Consider the following 21,952-nt stretch of genomic DNA (forward strand, 5'->3'; position numbering starts at 1 on the left):
CATAAAATCAAAAGTTATTTATGTAAATAAAGCTTGGAGGGATAAATTAACAAAGGAGTAATAGGAAGTGATTAAATAGAAGATAATAATATTGATAGTAGAAATATTATTAAATGAAAATATACAATAAAAATTATTATTTAATAAGAAATATTGTAACAAATGTTACTGAAATAATAATTAGTTATTTGTATAATTAAGATTATAATACATCTATATATTTAAGGAGGAAAAATAAATGAGCTGTGGATGCGGAAATATGAATAAAAAAGATGGGAAATCAGTAGTTGACTTAGTTAGAAGTAAAGGAAAAGCAGACTTCCCTTTAGCAACTCCTCATGAAATAGAATGTAGTTGTGGAAAGACATTTACAATGAAAAAATTAGTTGATAATTGTCCTTATTGCAAAATGACATATGGTGTTACTCCTTGTTCATCAAGAGATAAGGAAAATATAGCAGCTGCAGGAATAGAATATTAATTTAGTAAAAATGTTAAATCTTAACTAAATATTAGTTTGGATTTAACATTTTTTTATCTTAAATTATTTCAATGTTCTGAATGTATATCCTTCATTTTTTAGTAGCTTAATTATTCCTGGTAAAGCTTCTACTGTAGTAGTTTTTGTCATACAGTCATGCATTAAAATAATAGCTGGATTTTTATAGTTACCCTCTTTATCTTTAATGTTTTTAGCAACATTTTGAATAAGTGTTTCGGCAGGTATATTATTTCCTTTTGCATCTCCAGAATCTACATTCCAGTCATAAACATTTATGCCTTGTTCATTAAGCTTTTTAGTTATGTTTTTAGTAAAGTCTTTACCTCTAGAATTAGCTACAATAGTATTATGAGACCCACCAGGAAATCTAAAAATTGTACAATCACTACCGGTTGTTTCTTTAATGAACTTTTGTTGCTTTTCAAAGTTATTAAAAAATGCTTTTTCTGAGGTATAGATGTGCTGAAACTCATGATCAGCGGTATGATTGCCAATTGCATTCCCTTCTTTGTATGCTCTTTCTACAAATTTAATATGGGGCTCTATATAAGGTGATATAATGAAAAATGTTGCATGAACATCATTATCTTTTAAAATGTCAAGTATTAGTTCTGTATTTTTACTAGGACCATCATCAAAGGTCAAATAAACAATTTTTTCAGTTGGATTTGAATTCACTTCACAATTTAAATTATAATAAAAAATATTAATCATAATAAAAAAAGAAGATAGAAAAATCGTAAGTTTTTTTAAAGAATAAATTCCATATTTATGTGTTGTTTTAGATTTATTGACTAAGTTAAAATTAAAAATCTTATTAAATTTAAATTTTTCATTTGTATTATACATATCATAAACTCTCCTTATGTTGAATTCCTATAGTATTTTATCCAATAGTAGTATTAGTTTATGCAAAGCTATAAACAGAGAATAAACTAATAGATAAAATTTTATTGTGAACATATACAAATATAAGGAATATTATAAATTAGAAAGAATTCAAGGAGATTAAAGGTAAATGAATCCATATGAATTAATCATGAAAATTGATAGAAAAATGAAACAAGATCCTAATTTTGCTAATAGGTTTAATAAACTAGTTGCAGAGTTTAATAGAACTCCTGGTTTACAACAAGAAGTAATGAGAATAGCACAAATTCAAGATGAGAAAAAAAGAAAAAAAGCTTTAGAAAATCTTCCAGATAATATAAAGCAATCAGTTGCAGAGATGTTTAGATTATTAAATAGTTAAATTTATTAAAACTTAAATAATAAAAAATAACCAATTTATTATGAAATTGGTTATTTTTTTGTTTTATATAGAAAAGTAGTGAGTAAGATAGTATTATAATAGTAGTATAAAAATAGATAAAATGTAAATTTAAGTATTTGGAGGGAGGAGTGGTGGAAATTAACTTAAATACAATAAAGGTAAACAATAAAATACAAATAAGAACTTTAGATTTAGTATGGTTTATGGTTATACCATTAATAAATATAAATTATTATATAGCAAGTACAATTACTAAAAATGGACATAATCTAGCGACTATATTTGATAAAGTTATGAAATTTAATTCAATTTTCATAATTCCATATGTATATTGGTATGTGTATATTGTAATAGGATTTATAATTATATTAATACAATCTCGAGTAAATTACATGAGAACATTTTTATCATTTTTCATTGGAATGGGAATATGCTACTGTATTTATTATATCTATCCAACAGAAATTATTAGACCTAATATTGAAAATTCAAATGTGTTGAATTATTTAGTTAATATTATTTATTCAGCTGATAGGTCGGTAAATTGCTTTCCATCTTTACATGCATTAACAACCTATTTTATAATGCGATATACTAAATATGAAAAAAACAAGAAAAATTTTTATTATACACAAATTGTAGGGTCATTAATAATTTTATCTACGGTTTTTATAAAGCAACATTTCGTAGCAGATATTATAGGGGCTATGGTTATATGTGAAGTAATAATTTATTTTATGAATAAAGTAAGTGAGGATAGGATAAAAAAAGTTTTAGATATACCATATAAAATAAAAGATAAAATAGTAGCAAATTTAAAAAGTAAAATAAAAACTAAGGCTATTGATAGTGATGAAAAAAAGTTTTTTAGTAGGAAAATATAAAAATAACAAGCTAAAGAATATCTAAATATTAGATATTCTTGAGCTCTTTTTATATAAAAATATAAACAGAGTTTTGAATAAATTAAAAAAGATGAGTAAAACTAAAAACATACTAAGGAGGAAGCAATATGGAGTTTTTGTATAATTTTTTTATTTATGGATTTTTAGGATGGATATTAGAAAATGTTTTTAGTTACGCAGTTACTGGACATTATAAAGAAGAGGGTTTTTTGATTGGACCATTTAAGCCTATGTATGCAATTGCTATGGCGTGGATTATTCAATTACACAATGCTTTTCCTAATAAGATATTTTTATTATTTATATCAATTGTTATTCCTACTACTGTTGAATACACAACGGGTATTATAATGAGAAAATATTTTAATAAGGATTATTGGGATTATTTTAATGAAAGATATAATTACAAGGGAATAATATGCTTACGATTTTCTATAGCATGGACTATTATTAGTATTTTGACTATAGAGTTTTTACAACCTTTTTTAATAATAAGAATATATAGTATAGTAAAACCTATATGGCCTATATTAGCAATTTTATTAATAATATTATTAACTTTTGATGAGGTGTATACATTAATAAAATTTAAGAATAAGGGACAAATTAATTTGAAATAGAAAGTTAGATTTACATAAAAAGATATTGTTATTAATTTAAATAACAGTATCTTTTTTAAGTTTTAAAATTTTAATTATTAATATATAATAAAACCAATAATAATTAAAAATGAAAGAGGTAAGATATGAGTTTGATTAGTACATACGAAAAATTTGCAAAGATAAATACTGAATTTATAGCTTTTATTGAGAAAGCTATAAAAGAGGATTTTAAAAATTTTACTGAAGAACAGATGAAAATGAATTTAAAAATAGCATTAAAGAATTATGAAGATTTGAAGTTTGAAAGTGATGAGATTGTTGCTGCAAATGATGAAGAAAAAAATAATTTAAATGATTTAAAATATTTAATAATGAGTGGATTATTTTTAGTATCAGATTTAAACCATTTTTATAATATAAATGAATATGAAAGATTTAAAATGAGAGGAATAAATTATATAAATAATAGTAGAAGGGGTAAATCATTTTAAATAAAGTTATAAAACCAATAATAACAAATTTTATTGTTATCATGGGTTTATATATAATATTTAAAAATAGATTATATATAAATTAAGAATGTGACTACATCATCCGATGTAGTCACATTCTTAATTATTGATATAATTATATAAGATATCTTGTTCAGTACCTATTTGATTAGTAATTTTTACTTTTATAGAGGAAAGAAAATTATCAATATCAAGAGTCTTGTCTGTATGATTATTTACTGCTTCTAATAGTATGGAAGATACTGTATCGTCTAACATTGTTTTATTAATTAAAGGAAGATTGTTAGAAATATCTCTATATAAAAGATTTGCAGCTTGATTTCCTAAAAATTCACTTTTATCATATGTAATTGATTTATAATAGTTATTTTCATCAAGTATAAGAGCTCTAGCTAATTTCCATGCTTGAGTTTTATATTTACTTGTAGCAACGATAGATATTGCATTTGTATTTTCAGAACTATATAAACCAAGAGGTAATCTAGTAACACGCCATTTACCAATAGTGTCTGGTGTAGTTTCTTTTAAATAATCTTCTCCCCATTTATTTAAATGAATCATAGCTATTTCACCATTGCGTACAGCATTTCTTCCTTCATCAGTCCATAAATCTAATCTTGATATTAATCCTAAATTATAAGCTTCATTTGCAATTAAAAGAGCGTCTCTCATTTTATCATTTTCAATGTTTAAATTCATATTATCATCAAAGATTCCTTGAGAATTTAATGTTAGCTTTACAAAAGCATCTTTCCATTGAAGAGCATAAATATTTTTTTCTTTAAGTTTCTTAGCAATTTCTAACCAACCTTCTGCAGTTTCCATGGCTAGAGCTAATTCTTCAGGCTCACTTGGTATTCCGAGTTCTTCCAAAATATCAGCCCTATAATAAGTTACTGTAGAAGCTTGTGTAAATGGAAGGGCAATAAGTTTACTTTTATCCATTGACATGCAAGAATTTATATCTGATTCAGGAAAAATATTTTTTATATTATCAAAAGAATATGAGTCGTTTAATAGGTTTTCAAAAGCATTAATTGCATTAAATTCCCCTATATAATCTAATGAATAAATAATAAGATCGGGAGAGTTTTCGGAATTAGCGGCAACTGCATTAATTATTGCATTGGCATCCATAGTATCCATTCCTGTAATATTAATAGTAGCTTTAGGATATAATGAATTAAATATGTCCTTAATTTTATCATGATCATATGAATGACATAAAACATTTAATGTAAATTCTGTAGCATTTTTATTTTCATCTGCTGATGGAATTTCAGCGCTTAACGATGGTGAAATAAGTTCATCAGCAGTAGTATTTTTATCATTAAAGCTACAACCAATAAATGATAAAGAAAATATTAAAAAAATTATAAGTGTTAGTCGTTTTATCATGTTTTTTCTCCTTAAAATATAGAAATACTAAATATAAACTTCATTTCCGCCTGAAGCTTTAGCTTTATACATCGATGTATCTGATTTTATAAAAATGCTTTCAATATCATTTCCATATTCAGGATATAATCCAACTCCTATACTTACACCAACAGTAATTGTAGAACTATCTAAATTAATTGGTTGTTTTATCGTTTCAATAATTTTAGTTGATAACTCTTCGATTTCATATTTGTCATTATAAATCAATTGAATGACAAATTCATCGCCACCTAAACGTGCTACGCAAGCTGAATTACTATCATAAGAATTAAGTATTTCCTTCATTTTTTTTGCAATTATTTGAAGAAGTTTATCTCCAGCTGAATGACCTAATGTATCATTTACAACTTTAAATTTATCTAAATCAAGGAATAATATAGCTATTCCATTCTTTCCATTATATAAGTTGTTATTGGAAAATTCGTTTATTGTATTTTTGGCATGTTCAATAAAATATTGTCTGTTTGGTAATTCAGTCAAATAATCATAATTTGCCTGTTTAAATAGTAATTTTCTTGATTCCTCTAGTTTTTTATTTGTTATTTCAGCTTCTAAAATCATGTTACTTAAGTTATCTACCATAGATTGAAAATTATAAATAAGAGAATCTATTTCAAGTATATTACTATTTTCAAAGACTATTGTTTCTTTACTTTTAAGTTTTTCAGGCAAACCACTACTTAATATAATTACTTTAGAAATTGATTTTAAAATAATATTTTTTAATAATGAAATAACTAGGAATAGTATTAATGCAAGAGGAATTAATATTTTTAATGATTCTAAGTATCCTGAAATTATAGTACTAGTGTATTGAGATGATGGAATACTAATTAAAATTTTTGAATTATCTATTGAGGTTACATACACATAGTTACAATCTTTAGAATAATTTTTGATTAAGTAAGAAGTGTCAATAGGAGACCACCATGTATAGAAGCCAGGTGAAAACTCATCAATTGATCCATCTTTTATCCAGTTTAATCCTAATGATGAATAATCATTATTAGGTAAATTACTAATTATTTTATTATTAAAGTCTACTAAATAGAAACTTATAGTGGAGTCGGAGGTAGAAACATATACGTTTAAAATATCTAATAATTTGGATACGTGAATAGGATTATTTAGCTTTAAATTGCTGTTTTCTTCTATTGTCCAATTTTCAATTTTATCATTAACATAATCAGAAGCAAGATGTAAATCTTCTGTTACTTTTAAATTAACTTCTTTTTCTGTATTAATAACTGCAATTATCACAAAGACTATAACAGGGATTATAACACTAGCTATTAGAGTATACGTTAACAAATTTGATAAAGTTAGCTTTTTTTCGTGTTTAGTAGGTAATGGTACTATTTTTCTTAATGAAATATATTGCAAAAATAAATCTGCAACTAATGCATTGAAAATTTTATTTAAAAATATTATTAAGAAAAAAAATACTGTATTGATATCAAGTGAACTGTTTGTAAAGTATAAGTTAATCAACATTAAAGGAAGTGATATTATTAATATAAATAATAAAGCATTCATTAAAATATTTTTTTGTTTTTTTGATATAAAAACCACATAAAATATACTTGTAAAAATTCAATTGTTGACAATATGTTGAAATCGTTTGTAAAAAAGAAAATAATATTTATTAACAATATAATGAAAAAACTACTCTTTCCATTAGCAAGTCCAATTATTATAAACAGTGAAATACTGCTTAGTGTTATTGGAAATGCAAAGTTAATGTTTTGAAGTAGTAATTCACTTATAATTGCTAAAATACTAAAAAGAAAAATTAAGAAATATTTTAAGTAAATATTGTATTTTTTGGTTAATGTTAATGAATTCATAATATATTTATCCCACCTATTAATTATAAAATTATATTGAAAACCTCCTATAATTAATTTTAGCATCTTCAACAATAAATGTATATAATTGTATAAATGAAATAAAAATAGTAAAAAAATACGAAAAAATATATATTTTTACTATAATTTACATTAATCTTAATAAGATTTATCAAAGTTTAATTATGATTAAATTTAAATTAAGAATTAAATATAAAACATGCAAAAACTTATTATTTAGAATATTTTTATATAAATAAAGGAGTATATATGAAAAAAATATTTATAAATGGAATTTTTATAGTATTATTAATAGAATTATATCTTGCTAAAGGAAATGAAAGTATGATTCAGATTAAAGTACCTGATTCATATGGTGCACCAAAAACATATTATCAAAAGTATTTTAATCATGATTATAATACAAATGATTATAGTAAAAAAAATGATTTGATAAATAAAGATAATAATGAATATGAGAATAAAATAGATTTTTATTTTGATGATTATGATTACTACAATAATTATTACGATTATGATTATTATGATGAAAAGTATGATTACTATCAACATCATTATTATGATGATGAAGGATATTAAATTGATATATAGGAAATTATGTTTATTAAGTGTTATCTGATTTGACAAAGAAACATAAGAGGAATAAACTTAGGATAAATAATACCAAATAAAGAGGTGAAATAAATGTCAAATTGTAATTCATGCCCAAGTAATGGCGAATGTGGAAAAGAGGAAGAAAAATGTGGTATTCAAAATAATCCATCAAATAAAATAAAAAACATTATAGCTGTAATGAGTGGAAAAGGTGGAGTAGGAAAATCTACTATGTCTGTAATGTTAGCAAGACAGCTTGTTCAAAGGGGATATTCTGTAGGAATTTTAGATGCAGATATTACGGGTCCTAGTATCCCAAGATTACTTCATATAGAAGAACAAAGAGCAATGGGGACTGAAAAATTAATTTTCCCTGTAGAAAGTAGTGAAGGAATTAAAGTTATGTCTTTAAATCTTGTTGTGGAAAAGGAAGACGAAGCTGTAATTTGGAGAGGTCCTGCAATAGTAAGTGTAGTAAATCAATTTTGGACTGGAGTATATTGGGGAGAATTAGATTACTTAATAATAGATATGCCACCAGGAACAGGGGATGTTCCTCTGACAGTAATGCAGTCTATTCCTATTAAAGGGGTAGTAATGGTTTCTATTCCTCAAGATATGATTTCTATGATTGTTTCTAAATCAATAAATATGGCTAGAAAAATGAATATTGATGTATTTGGAGTAATAGAAAATATGAGCTATATTAAATGTCCAGATTGTGATAAAACAATAAAATTGTTTAATGGTGAAAATACAGAAAAGTTCTTAAAGGATATGAATGTAGAACTTTTAGGAGAGTTACCTATGCATAGGGCAATAACTAATTATGGATCATTAGAATTAATTGAAGAAGAGGAAGAAATTGCTGAATTGTTTGATCCTATAGTTGAAAAGGTAATAGCAAAATCAAAGAAAAAATTAATGTTATAAATTTATATTTAAAAAAGTATCTAAGCTTTTTATAGCAGCTTAGATACTTTTTGTTTATGTTAAGTTTTTTTGAAATAAATAGTATATAATTGATATAAAAGTTAAAATTTGCTATAATTTTAAATAAAACGTTTAATAAAGGTGAATGAGAATGGCAACAATAAAAGAAATTGCAAGAGAAAGTGGTGTATCAATTGCAACAGTATCTAACATCATACATGGGAAGCCAGGGGCAAGTGATGAGACCAGAAAAAGGGTAATGGATGTAATAAAAAAATTAGATTATACACCAAATGTAATTGCGCAAAATTTGAAGCAAAAAAATACTAAAACTATTGGAGTAATTACAGAAGACTTAACAGTATTTAATACTGCTAATATAGTAGATGGAATTAATGAGTATTGTGATGAACAAGGTTATCAATTGGTGCTTGGAAATCTAAGATTATATAAAAAATATGATAAAAATTTTTATAACTCTGATAAATATTATAAAAGAGTTAATGAAGAATTTAAATTAATGATATCTAAGCAAGTAGAGGGAATTATATATATTGCATGTCATTGTAGGGAACTTAAGTGTATTCCTGAAAAATTTCCAATACCTATTACAATAGCATATAGTTTTGTAAAATCAGATAAATTTTCTTCGATAATTTTTGATGATGAGGAAGCAGCATATGATGCTACATGTAGACTTATTCAAAATGAAAATGAAAAAATTGGAGTAATATGTGGATTACAACAAAGTATACATACTCAAGAAAGATTAAGAGGATATCAAAGAGCTTTATATGATAACAATATACTTTTTAATCCTAGTTTTTTATATTATGGGGATTGGGAAAGGGAATCAGGATATGAAGCAGCTGAAAGGTTAGTTGAACAAGGTATTACAGCAATTTTTTCAATGAATGATGTTATGGCAGGAGGAGTATATGACTACTTAAATAATAAAAGTATATTAATTGGTAAAAATATTTCTATTATAGGTTTTGACAATAGGGAAGTAAGTCAAGCGTATAACCCTAAATTAGCAACTATGGCATTACCATTGTATGAAATAGGAAGAAAATCAGCGCAAGTATTAATTAAATCCTTGGTAGAGAATAATAAAAAGATTACAAATAAAATATACAAAATAAAATGTAAATTTATAGAGGGAAATTCCTTAAGAAAAATATAGTACTTATAGGTATAACATAGAAAAGCTATGATATACCTATTTTTTTATTAAACGTTTAAGTATAAATATTAAGAACAAATTAAATTAGTTTATATTATTATTTAGAGATAATAAGAGAAGAAAAGAGATATATTGGGATAATTATGAAAAAGAGATTAGGGATGAATTTTAAAATAAGTAAAAATATGGTATAAATATATTAGAAAGTAATTAAACGTTTTAGTAAACAATAGGGAGGAGTCAAAATGGGATTAGAGAATAATAAAAAGTTGAAATCAGTTAATCTGCAAAAAATAAAAATTAATGATGCCTTTTGGACTAAATATACTAAGTTAGTCAAGGATGTAATAATTCCTTATCAGTGGAATATATTAAATGATAATGTTAAGGGCGCTGAACCAAGTCATTGCTTGAAGAATTTTAAAATTGCAGCAGGAGAAAGTAGTGGTGAATTTGGTGGAGCAGTTTTTCAAGATACAGATGTAGCAAAATGGTTGGAAGCAGTAGCGTATACTTTAGCAACAGATAAAGATAAAAACTTAGAAGCTACTGCAGATGAGGTAATAGATTTAATAGGAAGAGCTCAATGCGAAGATGGATATTTGAATACTTATTTCACTATAAAGGAGCCAGAATTAAGATGGACAAATTTAATGGAGGGACATGAGTTATATACAGCAGGACATTTATTAGAGGCTGCTATAGCATATTATAATGCTACAGGAAAAGATAAATTTTTGAATATTATGATTAAATTTGCTGATTTGATTTGTGATACTTTTGGAAAAGAAGCAGGAAAAAATCATGGATATCCTGGACATCAGGAGATAGAATTAGCATTAGTTAAGTTATATGAAATTACAAATGAAAAAAAGTATATAGATATGGCAAAATATTTTATAGATGAAAGAGGGAAATCTCCTAATTACTTCCTAGAAGAACAAAAGAGTGAAAAATTTAAAAGGATTTTTCCGGAATTTGATGGGTATAGTCCATTATATTCACAATCACATTTACCAGTAAGAGAACAGAAAACAGCAGAGGGACATGCTGTAAGAGCTGTTTATATGTATTGTGCTATGGCGGATTTGGCATGTGAATATAATGATAGCGAATTATTTAAAGCTTGTGAAATATTATGGAAGAATATAGTTGATAAAAGAATGTATATAACAGGAAGTATAGGATCATCAGGATTATTAGAAAGATTTACAACTGATTATGATTTACCTAATGATAGTAATTATTCAGAAACATGTGCATCTATAGGGTTAGCTTTATTTGGATTAAGAATGGCTAAGATAACAAGAAAAGCAAAATATATAGATGTAGTAGAAAGAGCATTATATAATACGGTGATTTCTGGAATTTCTATGGATGGAAAGAGTTTCTTTTATGTAAATCCGTTAGAGGTATGGCCAGACTCTTGTTTATCACGTACAAGTAAAGAACATGTAAAACCAGTAAGGCAAAAATGGTTTGGTGTAGCATGTTGCCCCCCTAATATAGCAAGAACATTAGCTTCATTAGGACAATATATTTATATGAAGGCTAAAGACACTTTATATATTAATTTATTTGTTTCAAATACATCAGTAGTAGAATTGGAAGAAAAGAATATTTATGTTGAACTTGTTACAGACTTCCCAAATGACAATAATATAAATTTAAAGGTATCATCTAACAATGATAATAAGGCTTCAATTGCAATTAGAATACCTGATTATGCAGAGAATTTTAATATAACTATAAATGGTAAAAGTTGCTTATTTGAAGTAAATAAAGGATTTGCAGTTATTAATGGAAGTTTTAATGATGATATTATAAAAGTTAAATTTGATTCACCGGCAAGATTTATGTATTCAAATCCATTATTAAGAGCTGATTTTGCAAAAGTAGCAATAACAAAAGGTCCATTAGTATATTGTTTAGAGGAAGTTGATAATGGAAGTAATCTTTCAGGAATTATGGTTAATACCGCGGAGGAAATTAGTGAAATATATGATGAAAATTTATTAGGGGGAACAACTTTATTATATGTTAATGGAAAAAAAGTAGATGACAAAAATTCAAGTAGAGAAAAATTGTATTTAAATAAAAGACCTGTTTTAAATGATATTAAATTAAAGGCAATACCATATTGTTATTGGGGTAATAGGAAAAAAGGTGAAATGATTGTTTGGATGAAGGCTGATATTATTTAAATCCAATATTGAAATGTAAGTATAATATGGATTATTTTTATTTAAAAAAATAATTATAAATATTATTGTAAGTACAATATTTAGATTTTTAATTAATTGTCAATAAAATGCAGAAAGTATTTTTAATGTTTTGGAAAAAAAAACTGGAAATGTATTGACAATATTAGGTGCTATTAGTTACAATAATATTGTACTAATTCAAGAAAATGAAAATAAAATAATTGGATAAAAGTATGTAAGGAAAAAAGGGTGGAAATTTATTAAATGTCTACATAAGCAATAGCTTTTGTAATATATATTATGTATTTATGGAGGGATATTATGGTTAAGATGAAAACGTTTAAGAGATTAATGGGATTAATACTAGCCACATCAGTAACTACGGGGTTAATGGTTGGATGTGGATCAAGTGGTAATAGTGGTACTGGAAGTTCGAACTCTTCAAGTGAATCTGATAGTGATGAAACTTCAGATGAGTCTTCAGAAGAGGAAGTACAAATATTAACAGCAGGTGATGAAAATGGTACTGAACTTGAAATGTGGACATTCGTTGAATTACATGCTCAGTTTTATCAAGAAATGGTTAAAGAGTGGAATGAGCAAAATCCAGATAAGACAATTAATTTAAAATTAACAGTTTTACCTTATGGAGATATGCATACTAAATTACAATCTTCATTATTAGCAGGAAAGGGTGCTCCAGATTTATGTGATATTGAAGTTGGACAATTTCCTAATTTCTTAAAAGGTGTACCACAATTAGAAACTTTAACAGATGTAGTTGAACCTTATAAAGATTCTATAGTTGAATCAAGACTTAATCTTTATAGTTCAGATGGAGAAGTATATGGTTTACCAACACATGTTGGAGCAACAGTTGCATTCTATAATACTGAATTATTAGAAGCTGCAGGTATTGATTATACAACAATTAAAACTTGGGATGACTTTAAAGAAGCAGGTAGTAAATATTATGATGCTACTGGAAAATATTTAGGAACAGCTGATACAGGTTCTATATGGACTGAATCATTAATGATATCAGAACTTGGAAGTGATTATACTGATGATAAAGGTAATCCACAAATTGATACACCTGAAATGGAAAAGGTGCTAACAACATTAAAGGATCTTCAAGATAGTAATGCTATTGCAACAATTGCAGGTGGACAACCTGATAATGAAGAAGCTTTTGGTGAATACAACAATGGAAATTATGCTTGTGCTATTATGCCAATGTGGTATATGTCAAGATTTATTAACTATATGCCAGAGTTATCAGGTAAAATTGCTATAGCTCCAGCTCCTGTTTTTGAAGAAGGTCAAGACCGCTCAGTTGGTGGGGGAGGTACTGGTACTGTTGTTACTAACCAATGTGAAGCTAAGGATTTAGCTAAAGAATTCTTAGCATTTGCTAAGCTTTCAGAAGAAGGTAATATAAAGGTTTGGGAAATACTAGGCTTTGATCCAGTTAACACTGCTGTTTGGGATAACGAAGAAGTTACTAATAATCCAGATAACCAATATGTTCAATACTTCCAAAACAATCCTTTTGATGTTTTAAAAGAAATAAGAGATGAAATTGGATTATGCAAAGTTGTTGCTAATAGCCCTTCAATTAATGAAGTATTCTGTACTACAACTTTAAATAGTATATTCGAAGATGGAGAAAGTGTACAAGATGCTTTAGATTATGCTAAGGATGAAGTTGATAACGCAATTCAATAATAATATTTTTTAATAAATGCAAAATCCATCATAGGAGATGGGTTTTGCATAATTTATAGAGGGAGGTAACAAAGTGGTAAAAAGATTTATATATAATAAAAAGGTTGCTCCATATGTATTTATATTACCATTTATAATTATATTTTTAGTTTTCTTTATATCACCTATGGCAAGAACAATAATAATGAGCTTTCAATCAGTTTTACCAGGAATAACTGAATGGGTTGGTTTTGATAATTATAGTAGATTATTAGGTGATAAAGTATTTCTTAAAGCTATTATGAATAGTATGAAATACATGCTTTGGACATTGGTTTTATTAATACCAATTCCAATGTTATTAGCTACAGTTTTAAATAGTAAATTTGCAAAAGGAAGAGAATTCTTTAAATCAGCTCTTTATTTACCTGCATTAACATCTGTAGTTGTTGCTGGTACAATTTTTAGATTAGCATTTAGTGAATTAGATGGTGCAGTAATGAACTCTATTATAGGTTTCTTTGGAATGGATCCTATAAAATGGTTAAAAGGTGCAGGAACTGGATTTTTCGCATTATTATTATTAGCATGCTGGAGATGGACAGGTGTTAATATGTTATATTTCTTATCAGGACTTAAGAACATACCTGATGAACTTTATGAATCAGCAGATATTGATGGTGCAAACGCAGTACAAAAATTCTTTTATATAACTGTTCCACAATTAAAGCCAACAATAGTTTATGTATTAACTATTTCTATTTATGCTGGATTAGCAATGTTTACAGAAAGTTATATGATTTGGGGAGGAAATTCTTCACCTAAGAACATAGGTCTTACAATCGTAGGATATTTATATAGACAAGGTATTGAAAAGAATGCAATGGGTTATGCATCTGCAGTTGGAATTATACTATTTATTATTGCAATGACAATTAATATGATTCAATTAAAATTAAATGGAACATTTTCAAAGGAGGAGGGATAAGCAATGTCTACTTTAGAAGTATCAAGAGATATAGAAAAACCAATAAAGAAACAAGTTACAAGAAATAAGAAACGTTTAGCATTACAAGTATTGATATTTGTCTTATTCGCAATTTTATCAGTTATTATACTTATTCCATTTTACATTTTAGTTATTTCTTCATTTAAGCCAGGTAATGATTTAATACGTTATGGAATAAACTTAAAGTTAGAATTTGATAAGATGTCCTTAGATAACTTTATATTCTTATTTACTGGTCAGCATCAATATTTTACATGGTTCTTTAACAGTTTGTTTTTAACAGCAGTATCAGTAATAGTTACATTATTTGTATGTGCAGCAGTAGGATATGGATTTGCAATGTATGATTTTAAGGGTAAAAATTTTCTATTTATTTGCGTATTATTTGTTATGATGGTTCCTTTTGAAATATTAATGGTGCCTATGTATAGTCAAATAATTGATATGGGTCTTATTGATACTTATACGGGTATCGTATTGCCAGGTATAACTAGTGCATCTACAGTATTTTTCTTTAGGCAATATCTATTAGGGATACCAAAAGATTTAATTAGTGCCGGTAGAATAGATGGTGCTTCAGAATATGGTATATTCTTTAGAATTATTATTCCGATTATGAAACCAGCATTTGCTGCAATGGCAATATTAAATACTATGGGTGCTTGGAATAATTTATTATGGCCTTTATTAGTCTTAAAAACAGATACAAAATTTACTTTACCAATAGGTTTAAATACATTGCTAACACCATATGGAAACAACTATGATTTATTGATAGTAGGATCATTCTTCTCAGTAATTCCAGTATTAATAATATTCTTATGTTTCCAAAAATACTTTGTTGATGGTATGACAGCAGGAGCTGTAAAGGGATAAAGTGGAAGAGTAAGGTACCTTATGAGCAAAAAAGCTAAAATGATAATAAATAAAGATTTTAAGATTTCAGAAATAGATTTAACTAAGTGAGGGTATTATTACTTTTCAATTAGGTAAAGCATCTTGTAATGTAATAAGATTAGGAAAAAAATAAGGGTAAATATATTTGCTGAGCATCTTGGATTTGCAATTATTAGTGTACTATAGTAGTTTTTTAAATCGCTTTGTAATTTACTTGCAGATTAATATTAATAAAAATTAAAAAGTGGTGTTTACAAGAAGGAGTGTCGCAGAATGTTAAAGGAAATTGAACTAAGTTATAGTGATAAAAATGAGATGCTTAGTGTTATTAAAGCATTAGCAAATGAGGCTAGAATTAATATTTTAGAGTTATTAGATGATGGGTGCTTAAATGTAAATGAAATAGCGGAGAAGCTAGATATGCCAGTATCTACAACAGCTTTGAATATTAAAATATTAGAAGAAGCTGGTTTAGTAATGACAGAGTTACAACCAGGAATTAGAGGTTCGATGAAGGTTAGTAGTAAATCATGTAGAGATGTAATTATTAACTTAGATAGTAAACAAAGTAGGGCACTAGAAAATAGTATATATATAAATATGCCAATAGGAAGTTATAGTGATTGTATTGTAAAACCATCTTGTGGATTAGTCGGAGAGAAAGGAAGCATAGGTAAATTTGATAAGCCAAGCAGTTTTTATTATCCTGAAAAAGTTAATGCACAATTGTTATGGTTTTATAAAGGATATATAGAATATAAATTTCCATATGAATCTATAAAAAATTCTAATATAACAATGTTAGAACTTTCAATTGAAATGTGTTCAGAAGCACCATTTTATAGGAATGATTGGCCTTCAGATATAACATTATGGGTAAATGATATAGAAGTAGGGACTTGGACTAGCCCAGGAGATTTTGGAGGAAGAAGAGGGAAAAATAATCCACAATGGTGGCCTGATAATATTAATCAATATGGGCTTTTGAAATACTGGAGAATCAAAAAAGATGGTACTTATATTGATAATATGAAATTATCAGATAAAAAAATTAGTGAATTTAAATTAGAAGATAATGATTATATAAGTGTAAAAATTGGTATAAAGGAAGAAGCAAAAAATATCGGGGGGATAAGTATTTTTGGTAAGAGTTTTGGAGATTATCCACAAGATATTGTAATGAAATTGGAATACGACAAAATTAAAGAGTAAAAAGAGTGGTATTAGAAATGGAGGTCATTATGGCAGTTAAAGAAATCGTAAAACCTATTATATTACAAAGGGCAGATCCATGGATATATAAACATACAGATGGATATTATTATTTTACAGCATCTGTTCCAGAATATGATAGAATTGAAATAAGAAGATCAAAAACTATAAATGGATTAGCAGAATCGGAAGCAGTAACTGTGTGGAGAAAGCATAAAGAAGGAATGTTAAGTGCAAATATATGGGCACCAGAAATTCATTATATCGATGGAAAATGGTATGTATATTTTGCAGCTGCTAGAACGACTGAAACTAAAGAAGGATTATTTGATCATAGGATATTTGTTTTAGAAAATGAAAGTGAAAATCCATTAGAAGGATCGTGGGTAGAAAAAGGGCAATTAAAAACTAATTGGGAGTCATTTGCATTAGATGCTACTACTTTTGAACATAAAGGAATTAGATACTTAGTTTGGGCTCAAAAAGATCCTAATATATGTGGAAATTCAAATTTATATATTGCAAAAATGAGTAATCCTTGGACAATTGAAGGAAAACAAGTAATGATTACAGAGCCAGAGTATGATTGGGAAAAGATAGGCTTCCTTGTTAATGAAGGGCCTGCTGTTATAAATAGAAATGGTAAGATATTCATTTCATATTCAGCAAGTGCAACTGATTTTAATTATTGTATGGGAGTTCTAATAGCTGATGAAAATAGTGATTTATTAAATAAAGATTCTTGGCATAAATCAGAAACACCAGTTTTTAAGACTGATGAAGAAAAGGAAATATACGGACCAGGTCATAGTTGTTTTACTGTTTCAGAGGATGGAAAAACAGATATGTTGGTATATCATGCTAGAAATTATAAAGATATAGTAGGAGATCCATTATATGATCCAAATAGACATACTTTTATTAAGAAATTAAGTTATGATAATAATGGAAATATAATATTTAGTTAAAGTGCAAATAAACTTAGCAGGTAATTATAAAGTTACCAGCTAAGTTTATTTTTATTATATAATATTATTAAATGTAAAAATATATTAATTATTATTAGATTCTATTTCATTACTATAGTTTTCACCGATAACCCTATCATAAGTGATTAAATCAAGTTCAGCATTTCTCTCATTAGAACTTTGAACACTTGGAGAGTAAAGTGGATAGTCATTCATAATACTTTTCATAGTACTAGTAAACTTTGTATCTTCACTGCCAATCATATCAGTTACTACATAAGGAATATAAAAAGCTGAAATAGTTTTATCATCTTTATCTAAAATGCTTGAATTATAATTGTTCCAAATAATATATTTTTGAGTATAGATTAATTCAGAATTAGCATCTGAAACCCCTAGTCTGTTATAAACATCATCATCAGGAGTAAAGAATGGGAAATGATCCCCAACAAATACTAAAACAACATCCTCATCAAAATCTTTAAGCCAATTAGTAAATTCTCTTAAAGTATCACTTGTTTCTTTTATACCGGCTAAATAGTATGATAATTGATCAGCGCCTTCAGCAGTTTCTTCGTAGTAAGGCTGATGATTTTGCATTGTAGTAGCAAAAATATAACTTGGATTATCACTTGATTCTAGTACTGATTTTATTTGATTAAATACACTTTCATCTGAAATATACCTTCTAAATTTAGTAGTTTCTACTGTCATATTATCATCAAAGTATAAGTTATCAAAGCTATATTGAGAGTAAAGAGTTTCTCTATCATAAAAACTTTTACTAAAAGGATGAATATAAGTAGTAGAATATCCTAAATTTTTAAAGTATTTAGGTATTGTATCGATTATTTCTTGCTTTTTTAGTAAGTTTTGTGGAACAGATGGTGTATTAATTGCATAGGTTGGGAGACCAGTTAATAATTCAAATTCAGTTCTTGTTGTATATCCTCCAAAGGTTGGAACAATACAATTACCTATATATCCTTCAGATCCTACTTGGTCGAATCCAGAGTATATATCTTCATCAATATTAAGAGAATCAAACACTCTAAAATCACTAAATGATTCAGACATAATAAATATAACATTAGGTTTATTTTCATCAGATGTTATATTATCTGAATTTGTAGTTTTACTATCATCTGAATCTTTATTTTCAGAAGAAAATAATTCGTTTATAGAATCATAACTATAATTCTCAGGTGGATTTACAATATCCATTAAATTTTCAGAGGTAGTCTTTGCTAAATACGGCAAAAATCCTATATCACTAAACTGTTCGTTACTTTCTAATATATTAGTAGCAACATTAGTTTCTATTTCAAATGCTGAAAATACTTTTGCTGAGATGGAAGTTGTTAATGCTATAGTTAACATTACACTTATACTAGCACAAATGTAAATACGCTTTTTTAGTGAAAAATCTAGAATTAAATTATTTTTATAGGTAAAAACTATATATAGTATTAAAATTACTAAATTAAGCACTAAAGGATAAGTAATTTTTAATGATGCAAATTTTCCAACATCACTTAGATTTTTTGTCATTATTAAGTCACTAATAACTAAGTGACTTCCGCTAGTTTTATATTTAAAATATTCTACGCAAGATAGAATATAAAATATTCCACCATGAATTGTCATTGAGAGCCAGGCTTTATTTAAGATAAGAAAAATTAGTATAAATAGTATTGCAGATATTAATATATTAAATAATAAGATATTTGGCTTTGTTATTAAGAATGTCATTGTTTCAGTGAAATTTTGACAAATATTATATTCTAACAAAACAGATATCATTAATGGATATAAAATAACCAGTAAATATTTAAATATATTTTTGTAGTTTATTTTCATGATAGAATAATAACTCCTTTCGAATAATATATTTCGTATATTAATATATAACGAATATCAAATATATTATATACTTAAATGATAGATTTTGTAATTGTGTTAAGAGAATATTAAGAGAAATTTAATTGAATATATATTCATTGTTTATGAACTTAGTATAAAATAAAAATATTTTAACAAAAGAAGGTGATTTTTATGTTTGGAATACCATTAATTGAATGGGTTGGATATGCAGCATCAATAATGATTGCAATATCTTTATTAATGACTGATATATTAAAACTTAGAATAATTAATTCAATTGGATGTGTGCTGTTTGCAATTTATGGATTTATTGTAAAAGCCTATCCGGTAGGAATTATTAATACATTTATATTCTTTGTTAATATGTTTTACATATATAAATTTTCGAAAGAGTAACAATATAACGTCTTTAAAGTATAAAGCTTTAGAGGCGTTTTTATATATTATGAAAAGTACAATGCCATTAATTATATTATAAAATATGATTATAGTGTATAATTAAAATAAATTTATAATAATATAATGGAATCTTAAAATTTATTTCAAACTATAAGAAGCAAAAGAGGTGCAATATGGGGTTAATGGATTCAATATTAGGTTTGTATGATATGATGAAAAATGATTTTGGAGAGGAAAGAAAAAAGAAAAGAAATTTTAAATATATAAGAACCTATTTTGATATGGAAGAGCATGATGGATATACTTTAGATGATCAAACATGGGATGACTTTAATATGGATGAAGTATTTGAAAAGGTTGATAGAACATATAGTAGTGCTGGAGAAGCTATATTATATAAAATGCTTAGAAATCCACTTCATGATAAAAAGAAGTTAGATGAAAGAGATAAGTTTATTGAAGAATTAAGAAGTGATAGTGATTTAAGAACTAAGCTTCAGATGATTTATTTTAAGCTTGGTTATGATAGAAAAAATACTTTTTTAGATATGATAATGGAGCCTCTTGAGGAAAATAAAACTAAATATTATTTATATATCTTTTTTGGAAGAGTATTAATGCTTGGAACTATTATTTTATCAATATTATTTAAGGAACCATACTGGTTACTTGTTACTTTTTGTTTATTATGGGTAAATGTCTTTATTAATGATAAGGAAAGAAAGAATGTTAAATCACAAGGATTATTATACTTAAGAAATATAATAATTTCTGCAAAAAAAATTCAAAAGATAAATAATCCTAAAATAAAAAATTATACTGATGAAATATCAAAGTTGTTAAAGGAATTAAAGGCAATTGATAGTGCTACAAGAACTATTCATTTGGCAAACGTTGGAGGAGGAGTTTTTGAGGTATTAACTATACCATTTTTATTAGAAGAAACTTCTTTTTACAGAGTAGCAAGCCTTTTAGGTGAAAAGAGAGAAGAAATTATAGATTTATATTATTTAGTAGGAGAAATAGAAAGTTATATATCAATTGCTTCTTATAAAGAAGAGATAAAAGGTAAATATACTAAGCCAGTATTCAATGATGAAGTAAATATCAATATAGTTGATGGAATACATCCACTTGTAAAAAATGCTGTAGCTAATTCTATTAAATTTGAAAAGAGGGGAATAGTTTTAACTGGGACTAATATGTCAGGTAAATCTACTTTCTTAAGAATGATAGGATTAAATATGATTTTTGCTCAAACTTTTAATTTCACTTTAACTAAAAAATATGAAGCTTGCTTCTTTAACATAGTATCATCTATTAGTCCAAGTGATGATGTTACTTTAGGAAAGAGTTTTTATATGGCAGAAGCAGAAGCATTACTTAGAATTATAAAAGCATTGGATTTGGAATTACCAGTATTTTGTCCTATTGATGAAATATTTAGAGGAACAAATCCTATTGAAAGAATTTCATCGTCAGCTGAAATTCTTAAATATATAAATAGTAAAGATAGTATATCTATAGTAGCAACTCATGATAGGGAACTTACAGACATACTTAAGGATAATTATGAATTCTTCTATTTTAGTGAAAAAGTTGATAGTAAGGGATTAAACTTTGATTATAAGTTAAAAAGAGGAGTATCTAAAACTCGTAATGCTATTAAATTATTAGATTATATTGGATATCCAAAAGAAATAATTAAAAAATCTTATTTAAGAGCCGAAACTTTAGAAAAATATATGTAAAACCATGGTTATATTAGTTTATGTTTTTATTAGCTAATATAACCTTTTTTATTAAAACTGTATAAATGTTTTCTTAGGGGAATTGTAGAATTTTTTTATATTATTG

The 21,952-nt window shown here is 26.2% G+C and carries 20 protein-coding genes; 16 read left to right on the plus strand and 4 right to left on the minus strand.

Annotated elements, in window-relative coordinates; all coding sequences use genetic code 11:
- Window positions 1–238: 238 nt before the first annotated feature.
- Window positions 239–481, plus strand: a complete 243-nt coding sequence (locus tag ABUA17_RS01820) for a hypothetical protein (RefSeq protein WP_042399962.1) — start codon at window positions 239–241, stop codon at window positions 479–481.
- A gap of 63 nt (window positions 482–544) precedes the next feature.
- Here the strand turns inward: ABUA17_RS01820 and ABUA17_RS01825 are convergent, their stop codons facing one another.
- Window positions 545–1,351, minus strand: coding sequence for a polysaccharide deacetylase family protein (locus ABUA17_RS01825; RefSeq protein ID WP_055291785.1), 807 nt, complete (start codon window positions 1,349–1,351; stop codon window positions 545–547).
- A 169-nt stretch (window positions 1,352–1,520) separates the two neighbouring features.
- On the opposite strand from ABUA17_RS01825, the gene ABUA17_RS01830 reads away from it, so the two are divergent.
- From ABUA17_RS01830 to ABUA17_RS01845, 4 genes are all read left to right on the plus strand, one after another.
- On the plus strand, window positions 1,521–1,754 hold the full coding sequence (locus ABUA17_RS01830; protein WP_042399959.1) for a hypothetical protein: 234 nt from the start codon (window positions 1,521–1,523) through the stop codon (window positions 1,752–1,754).
- Window positions 1,755–1,906: 152 nt separating this feature from the next.
- Window positions 1,907–2,659: a phosphatase PAP2 family protein gene (locus ABUA17_RS01835; protein ID WP_242833257.1), complete on the plus strand. Its 753-nt coding sequence runs from the start codon at window positions 1,907–1,909 to the stop codon at window positions 2,657–2,659.
- Window positions 2,660–2,787: 128 nt separating this feature from the next.
- Window positions 2,788–3,300, plus strand: coding sequence for a putative ABC transporter permease (locus ABUA17_RS01840; protein ID WP_042399953.1), 513 nt, complete (start codon window positions 2,788–2,790; stop codon window positions 3,298–3,300).
- A 125-nt stretch (window positions 3,301–3,425) separates the two neighbouring features.
- A complete protein-coding gene (locus ABUA17_RS01845) occupies window positions 3,426–3,773 on the plus strand; it encodes a hypothetical protein (RefSeq protein WP_042399951.1) in 348 nt (115 codons plus the stop codon).
- Between the two features lie 120 nt (window positions 3,774–3,893).
- Here ABUA17_RS01845 and ABUA17_RS01850 read toward each other — a convergent pair whose 3' ends face one another.
- Together ABUA17_RS01850 and ABUA17_RS01855 are read right to left on the minus strand one after the other, a co-directional pair.
- Entirely contained in the window at window positions 3,894–5,192 is a 1,299-nt protein-coding gene (locus tag ABUA17_RS01850; protein WP_154820401.1) for an ABC transporter substrate-binding protein, read from the minus strand.
- A gap of 27 nt (window positions 5,193–5,219) precedes the next feature.
- Window positions 5,220–6,494: a diguanylate cyclase domain-containing protein gene (locus ABUA17_RS01855; protein ID WP_349817921.1), complete on the minus strand. Its 1,275-nt coding sequence runs from the start codon at window positions 6,492–6,494 to the stop codon at window positions 5,220–5,222.
- Window positions 6,495–7,351: 857 nt separating this feature from the next.
- Here ABUA17_RS01855 and ABUA17_RS01860 point away from each other — a divergent pair.
- The 9 genes from ABUA17_RS01860 to ABUA17_RS01900 all read left to right on the plus strand — a co-directional run bounded on the left by ABUA17_RS01860 (window position 7,352) and on the right by ABUA17_RS01900 (window position 17,812).
- Complete coding sequence (locus ABUA17_RS01860; protein WP_042399941.1) at window positions 7,352–7,681, plus strand: hypothetical protein; 330 nt, start codon at window positions 7,352–7,354, stop codon at window positions 7,679–7,681.
- A 105-nt stretch (window positions 7,682–7,786) separates the two neighbouring features.
- A complete protein-coding gene (locus ABUA17_RS01865; RefSeq protein WP_042399938.1) occupies window positions 7,787–8,629 on the plus strand; it encodes an Mrp/NBP35 family ATP-binding protein in 843 nt (280 codons plus the stop codon).
- 151 nt (window positions 8,630–8,780) lie between these two features.
- Window positions 8,781–9,815: a LacI family DNA-binding transcriptional regulator gene (locus ABUA17_RS01870; protein ID WP_042399935.1), complete on the plus strand. Its 1,035-nt coding sequence runs from the start codon at window positions 8,781–8,783 to the stop codon at window positions 9,813–9,815.
- 245 nt (window positions 9,816–10,060) lie between these two features.
- Window positions 10,061–12,019: a glycoside hydrolase family 127 protein gene (locus tag ABUA17_RS01875; RefSeq protein WP_055274924.1), complete on the plus strand. Its 1,959-nt coding sequence runs from the start codon at window positions 10,061–10,063 to the stop codon at window positions 12,017–12,019.
- Between the two features lie 321 nt (window positions 12,020–12,340).
- Window positions 12,341–13,747 (plus strand): ABC transporter substrate-binding protein, encoded by a 1,407-nt coding sequence (locus ABUA17_RS01880; protein WP_055274926.1) that lies wholly within the window; start codon window positions 12,341–12,343, stop codon window positions 13,745–13,747.
- Window positions 13,748–13,820: 73 nt separating this feature from the next.
- A complete protein-coding gene (locus tag ABUA17_RS01885) occupies window positions 13,821–14,714 on the plus strand; it encodes a carbohydrate ABC transporter permease (protein ID WP_042399925.1) in 894 nt (297 codons plus the stop codon).
- 3 nt (window positions 14,715–14,717) lie between these two features.
- Entirely contained in the window at window positions 14,718–15,611 is an 894-nt protein-coding gene (locus tag ABUA17_RS01890) for a carbohydrate ABC transporter permease (RefSeq protein ID WP_078061356.1), read from the plus strand.
- Between the two features lie 294 nt (window positions 15,612–15,905).
- Window positions 15,906–16,844, plus strand: a complete 939-nt coding sequence (locus ABUA17_RS01895; protein ID WP_042399920.1) for an ArsR/SmtB family transcription factor — start codon at window positions 15,906–15,908, stop codon at window positions 16,842–16,844.
- Between the two features lie 29 nt (window positions 16,845–16,873).
- Complete coding sequence (locus ABUA17_RS01900) at window positions 16,874–17,812, plus strand: glycoside hydrolase family 43 protein (RefSeq protein ID WP_172676132.1); 939 nt, start codon at window positions 16,874–16,876, stop codon at window positions 17,810–17,812.
- Between the two features lie 84 nt (window positions 17,813–17,896).
- Here the strand turns inward: ABUA17_RS01900 and ABUA17_RS01905 are convergent, their stop codons facing one another.
- On the minus strand, window positions 17,897–19,672 hold the full coding sequence (locus ABUA17_RS01905; RefSeq protein WP_055291793.1) for an LTA synthase family protein: 1,776 nt from the start codon (window positions 19,670–19,672) through the stop codon (window positions 17,897–17,899).
- 195 nt (window positions 19,673–19,867) lie between these two features.
- Between ABUA17_RS01905 and ABUA17_RS01910 the strand changes: the two genes are divergently transcribed.
- Window positions 19,868–20,092, plus strand: a complete 225-nt coding sequence (locus tag ABUA17_RS01910; RefSeq protein WP_042399913.1) for a YgjV family protein — start codon at window positions 19,868–19,870, stop codon at window positions 20,090–20,092.
- Between the two features lie 176 nt (window positions 20,093–20,268).
- On the plus strand, window positions 20,269–21,846 hold the full coding sequence (locus ABUA17_RS01915) for a MutS-related protein (protein ID WP_154820406.1): 1,578 nt from the start codon (window positions 20,269–20,271) through the stop codon (window positions 21,844–21,846).
- The last annotated feature ends 106 nt before the right edge of the window (window positions 21,847–21,952 follow it).

The organism is Clostridium sp. RTP31139st1_H3_RTP31139_211217, from assembly GCF_040227035.1.
Lineage (GTDB): Bacteria > Bacillota > Clostridia > Clostridiales > Clostridiaceae > Clostridium > Clostridium saudiense.

Bases quoted from the DNA above. Each gene is read 5' to 3' on its own strand.
- ABUA17_RS01820 (WP_042399962.1), top strand. From the start codon at position 239: ATGAGCTGTGGATGCGGAAATATGAATAAAAAAGATGGGAAATCAGTA.
- ABUA17_RS01825 (WP_055291785.1), bottom strand. From the start codon at position 1,351: ATGTATAATACAAATGAAAAATTTAAATTTAATAAGATTTTTAATTTT.
- ABUA17_RS01830 (WP_042399959.1), top strand. From the start codon at position 1,521: ATGAATCCATATGAATTAATCATGAAAATTGATAGAAAAATGAAACAA.
- ABUA17_RS01840 (WP_042399953.1), top strand. From the start codon at position 2,788: ATGGAGTTTTTGTATAATTTTTTTATTTATGGATTTTTAGGATGGATA.
- ABUA17_RS01845 (WP_042399951.1), top strand. From the start codon at position 3,426: ATGAGTTTGATTAGTACATACGAAAAATTTGCAAAGATAAATACTGAA.
- ABUA17_RS01850 (WP_154820401.1), bottom strand. From the start codon at position 5,192: ATGATAAAACGACTAACACTTATAATTTTTTTAATATTTTCTTTATCA.
- ABUA17_RS01860 (WP_042399941.1), top strand. From the start codon at position 7,352: ATGAAAAAAATATTTATAAATGGAATTTTTATAGTATTATTAATAGAA.
- ABUA17_RS01865 (WP_042399938.1), top strand. From the start codon at position 7,787: ATGTCAAATTGTAATTCATGCCCAAGTAATGGCGAATGTGGAAAAGAG.
- ABUA17_RS01870 (WP_042399935.1), top strand. From the start codon at position 8,781: ATGGCAACAATAAAAGAAATTGCAAGAGAAAGTGGTGTATCAATTGCA.
- ABUA17_RS01875 (WP_055274924.1), top strand. From the start codon at position 10,061: ATGGGATTAGAGAATAATAAAAAGTTGAAATCAGTTAATCTGCAAAAA.
- ABUA17_RS01880 (WP_055274926.1), top strand. From the start codon at position 12,341: ATGGTTAAGATGAAAACGTTTAAGAGATTAATGGGATTAATACTAGCC.
- ABUA17_RS01890 (WP_078061356.1), top strand. From the start codon at position 14,718: ATGTCTACTTTAGAAGTATCAAGAGATATAGAAAAACCAATAAAGAAA.
- ABUA17_RS01895 (WP_042399920.1), top strand. From the start codon at position 15,906: ATGTTAAAGGAAATTGAACTAAGTTATAGTGATAAAAATGAGATGCTT.
- ABUA17_RS01900 (WP_172676132.1), top strand. From the start codon at position 16,874: ATGGCAGTTAAAGAAATCGTAAAACCTATTATATTACAAAGGGCAGAT.
- ABUA17_RS01905 (WP_055291793.1), bottom strand. From the start codon at position 19,672: ATGAAAATAAACTACAAAAATATATTTAAATATTTACTGGTTATTTTA.
- ABUA17_RS01910 (WP_042399913.1), top strand. From the start codon at position 19,868: ATGTTTGGAATACCATTAATTGAATGGGTTGGATATGCAGCATCAATA.
- ABUA17_RS01915 (WP_154820406.1), top strand. From the start codon at position 20,269: ATGGGGTTAATGGATTCAATATTAGGTTTGTATGATATGATGAAAAAT.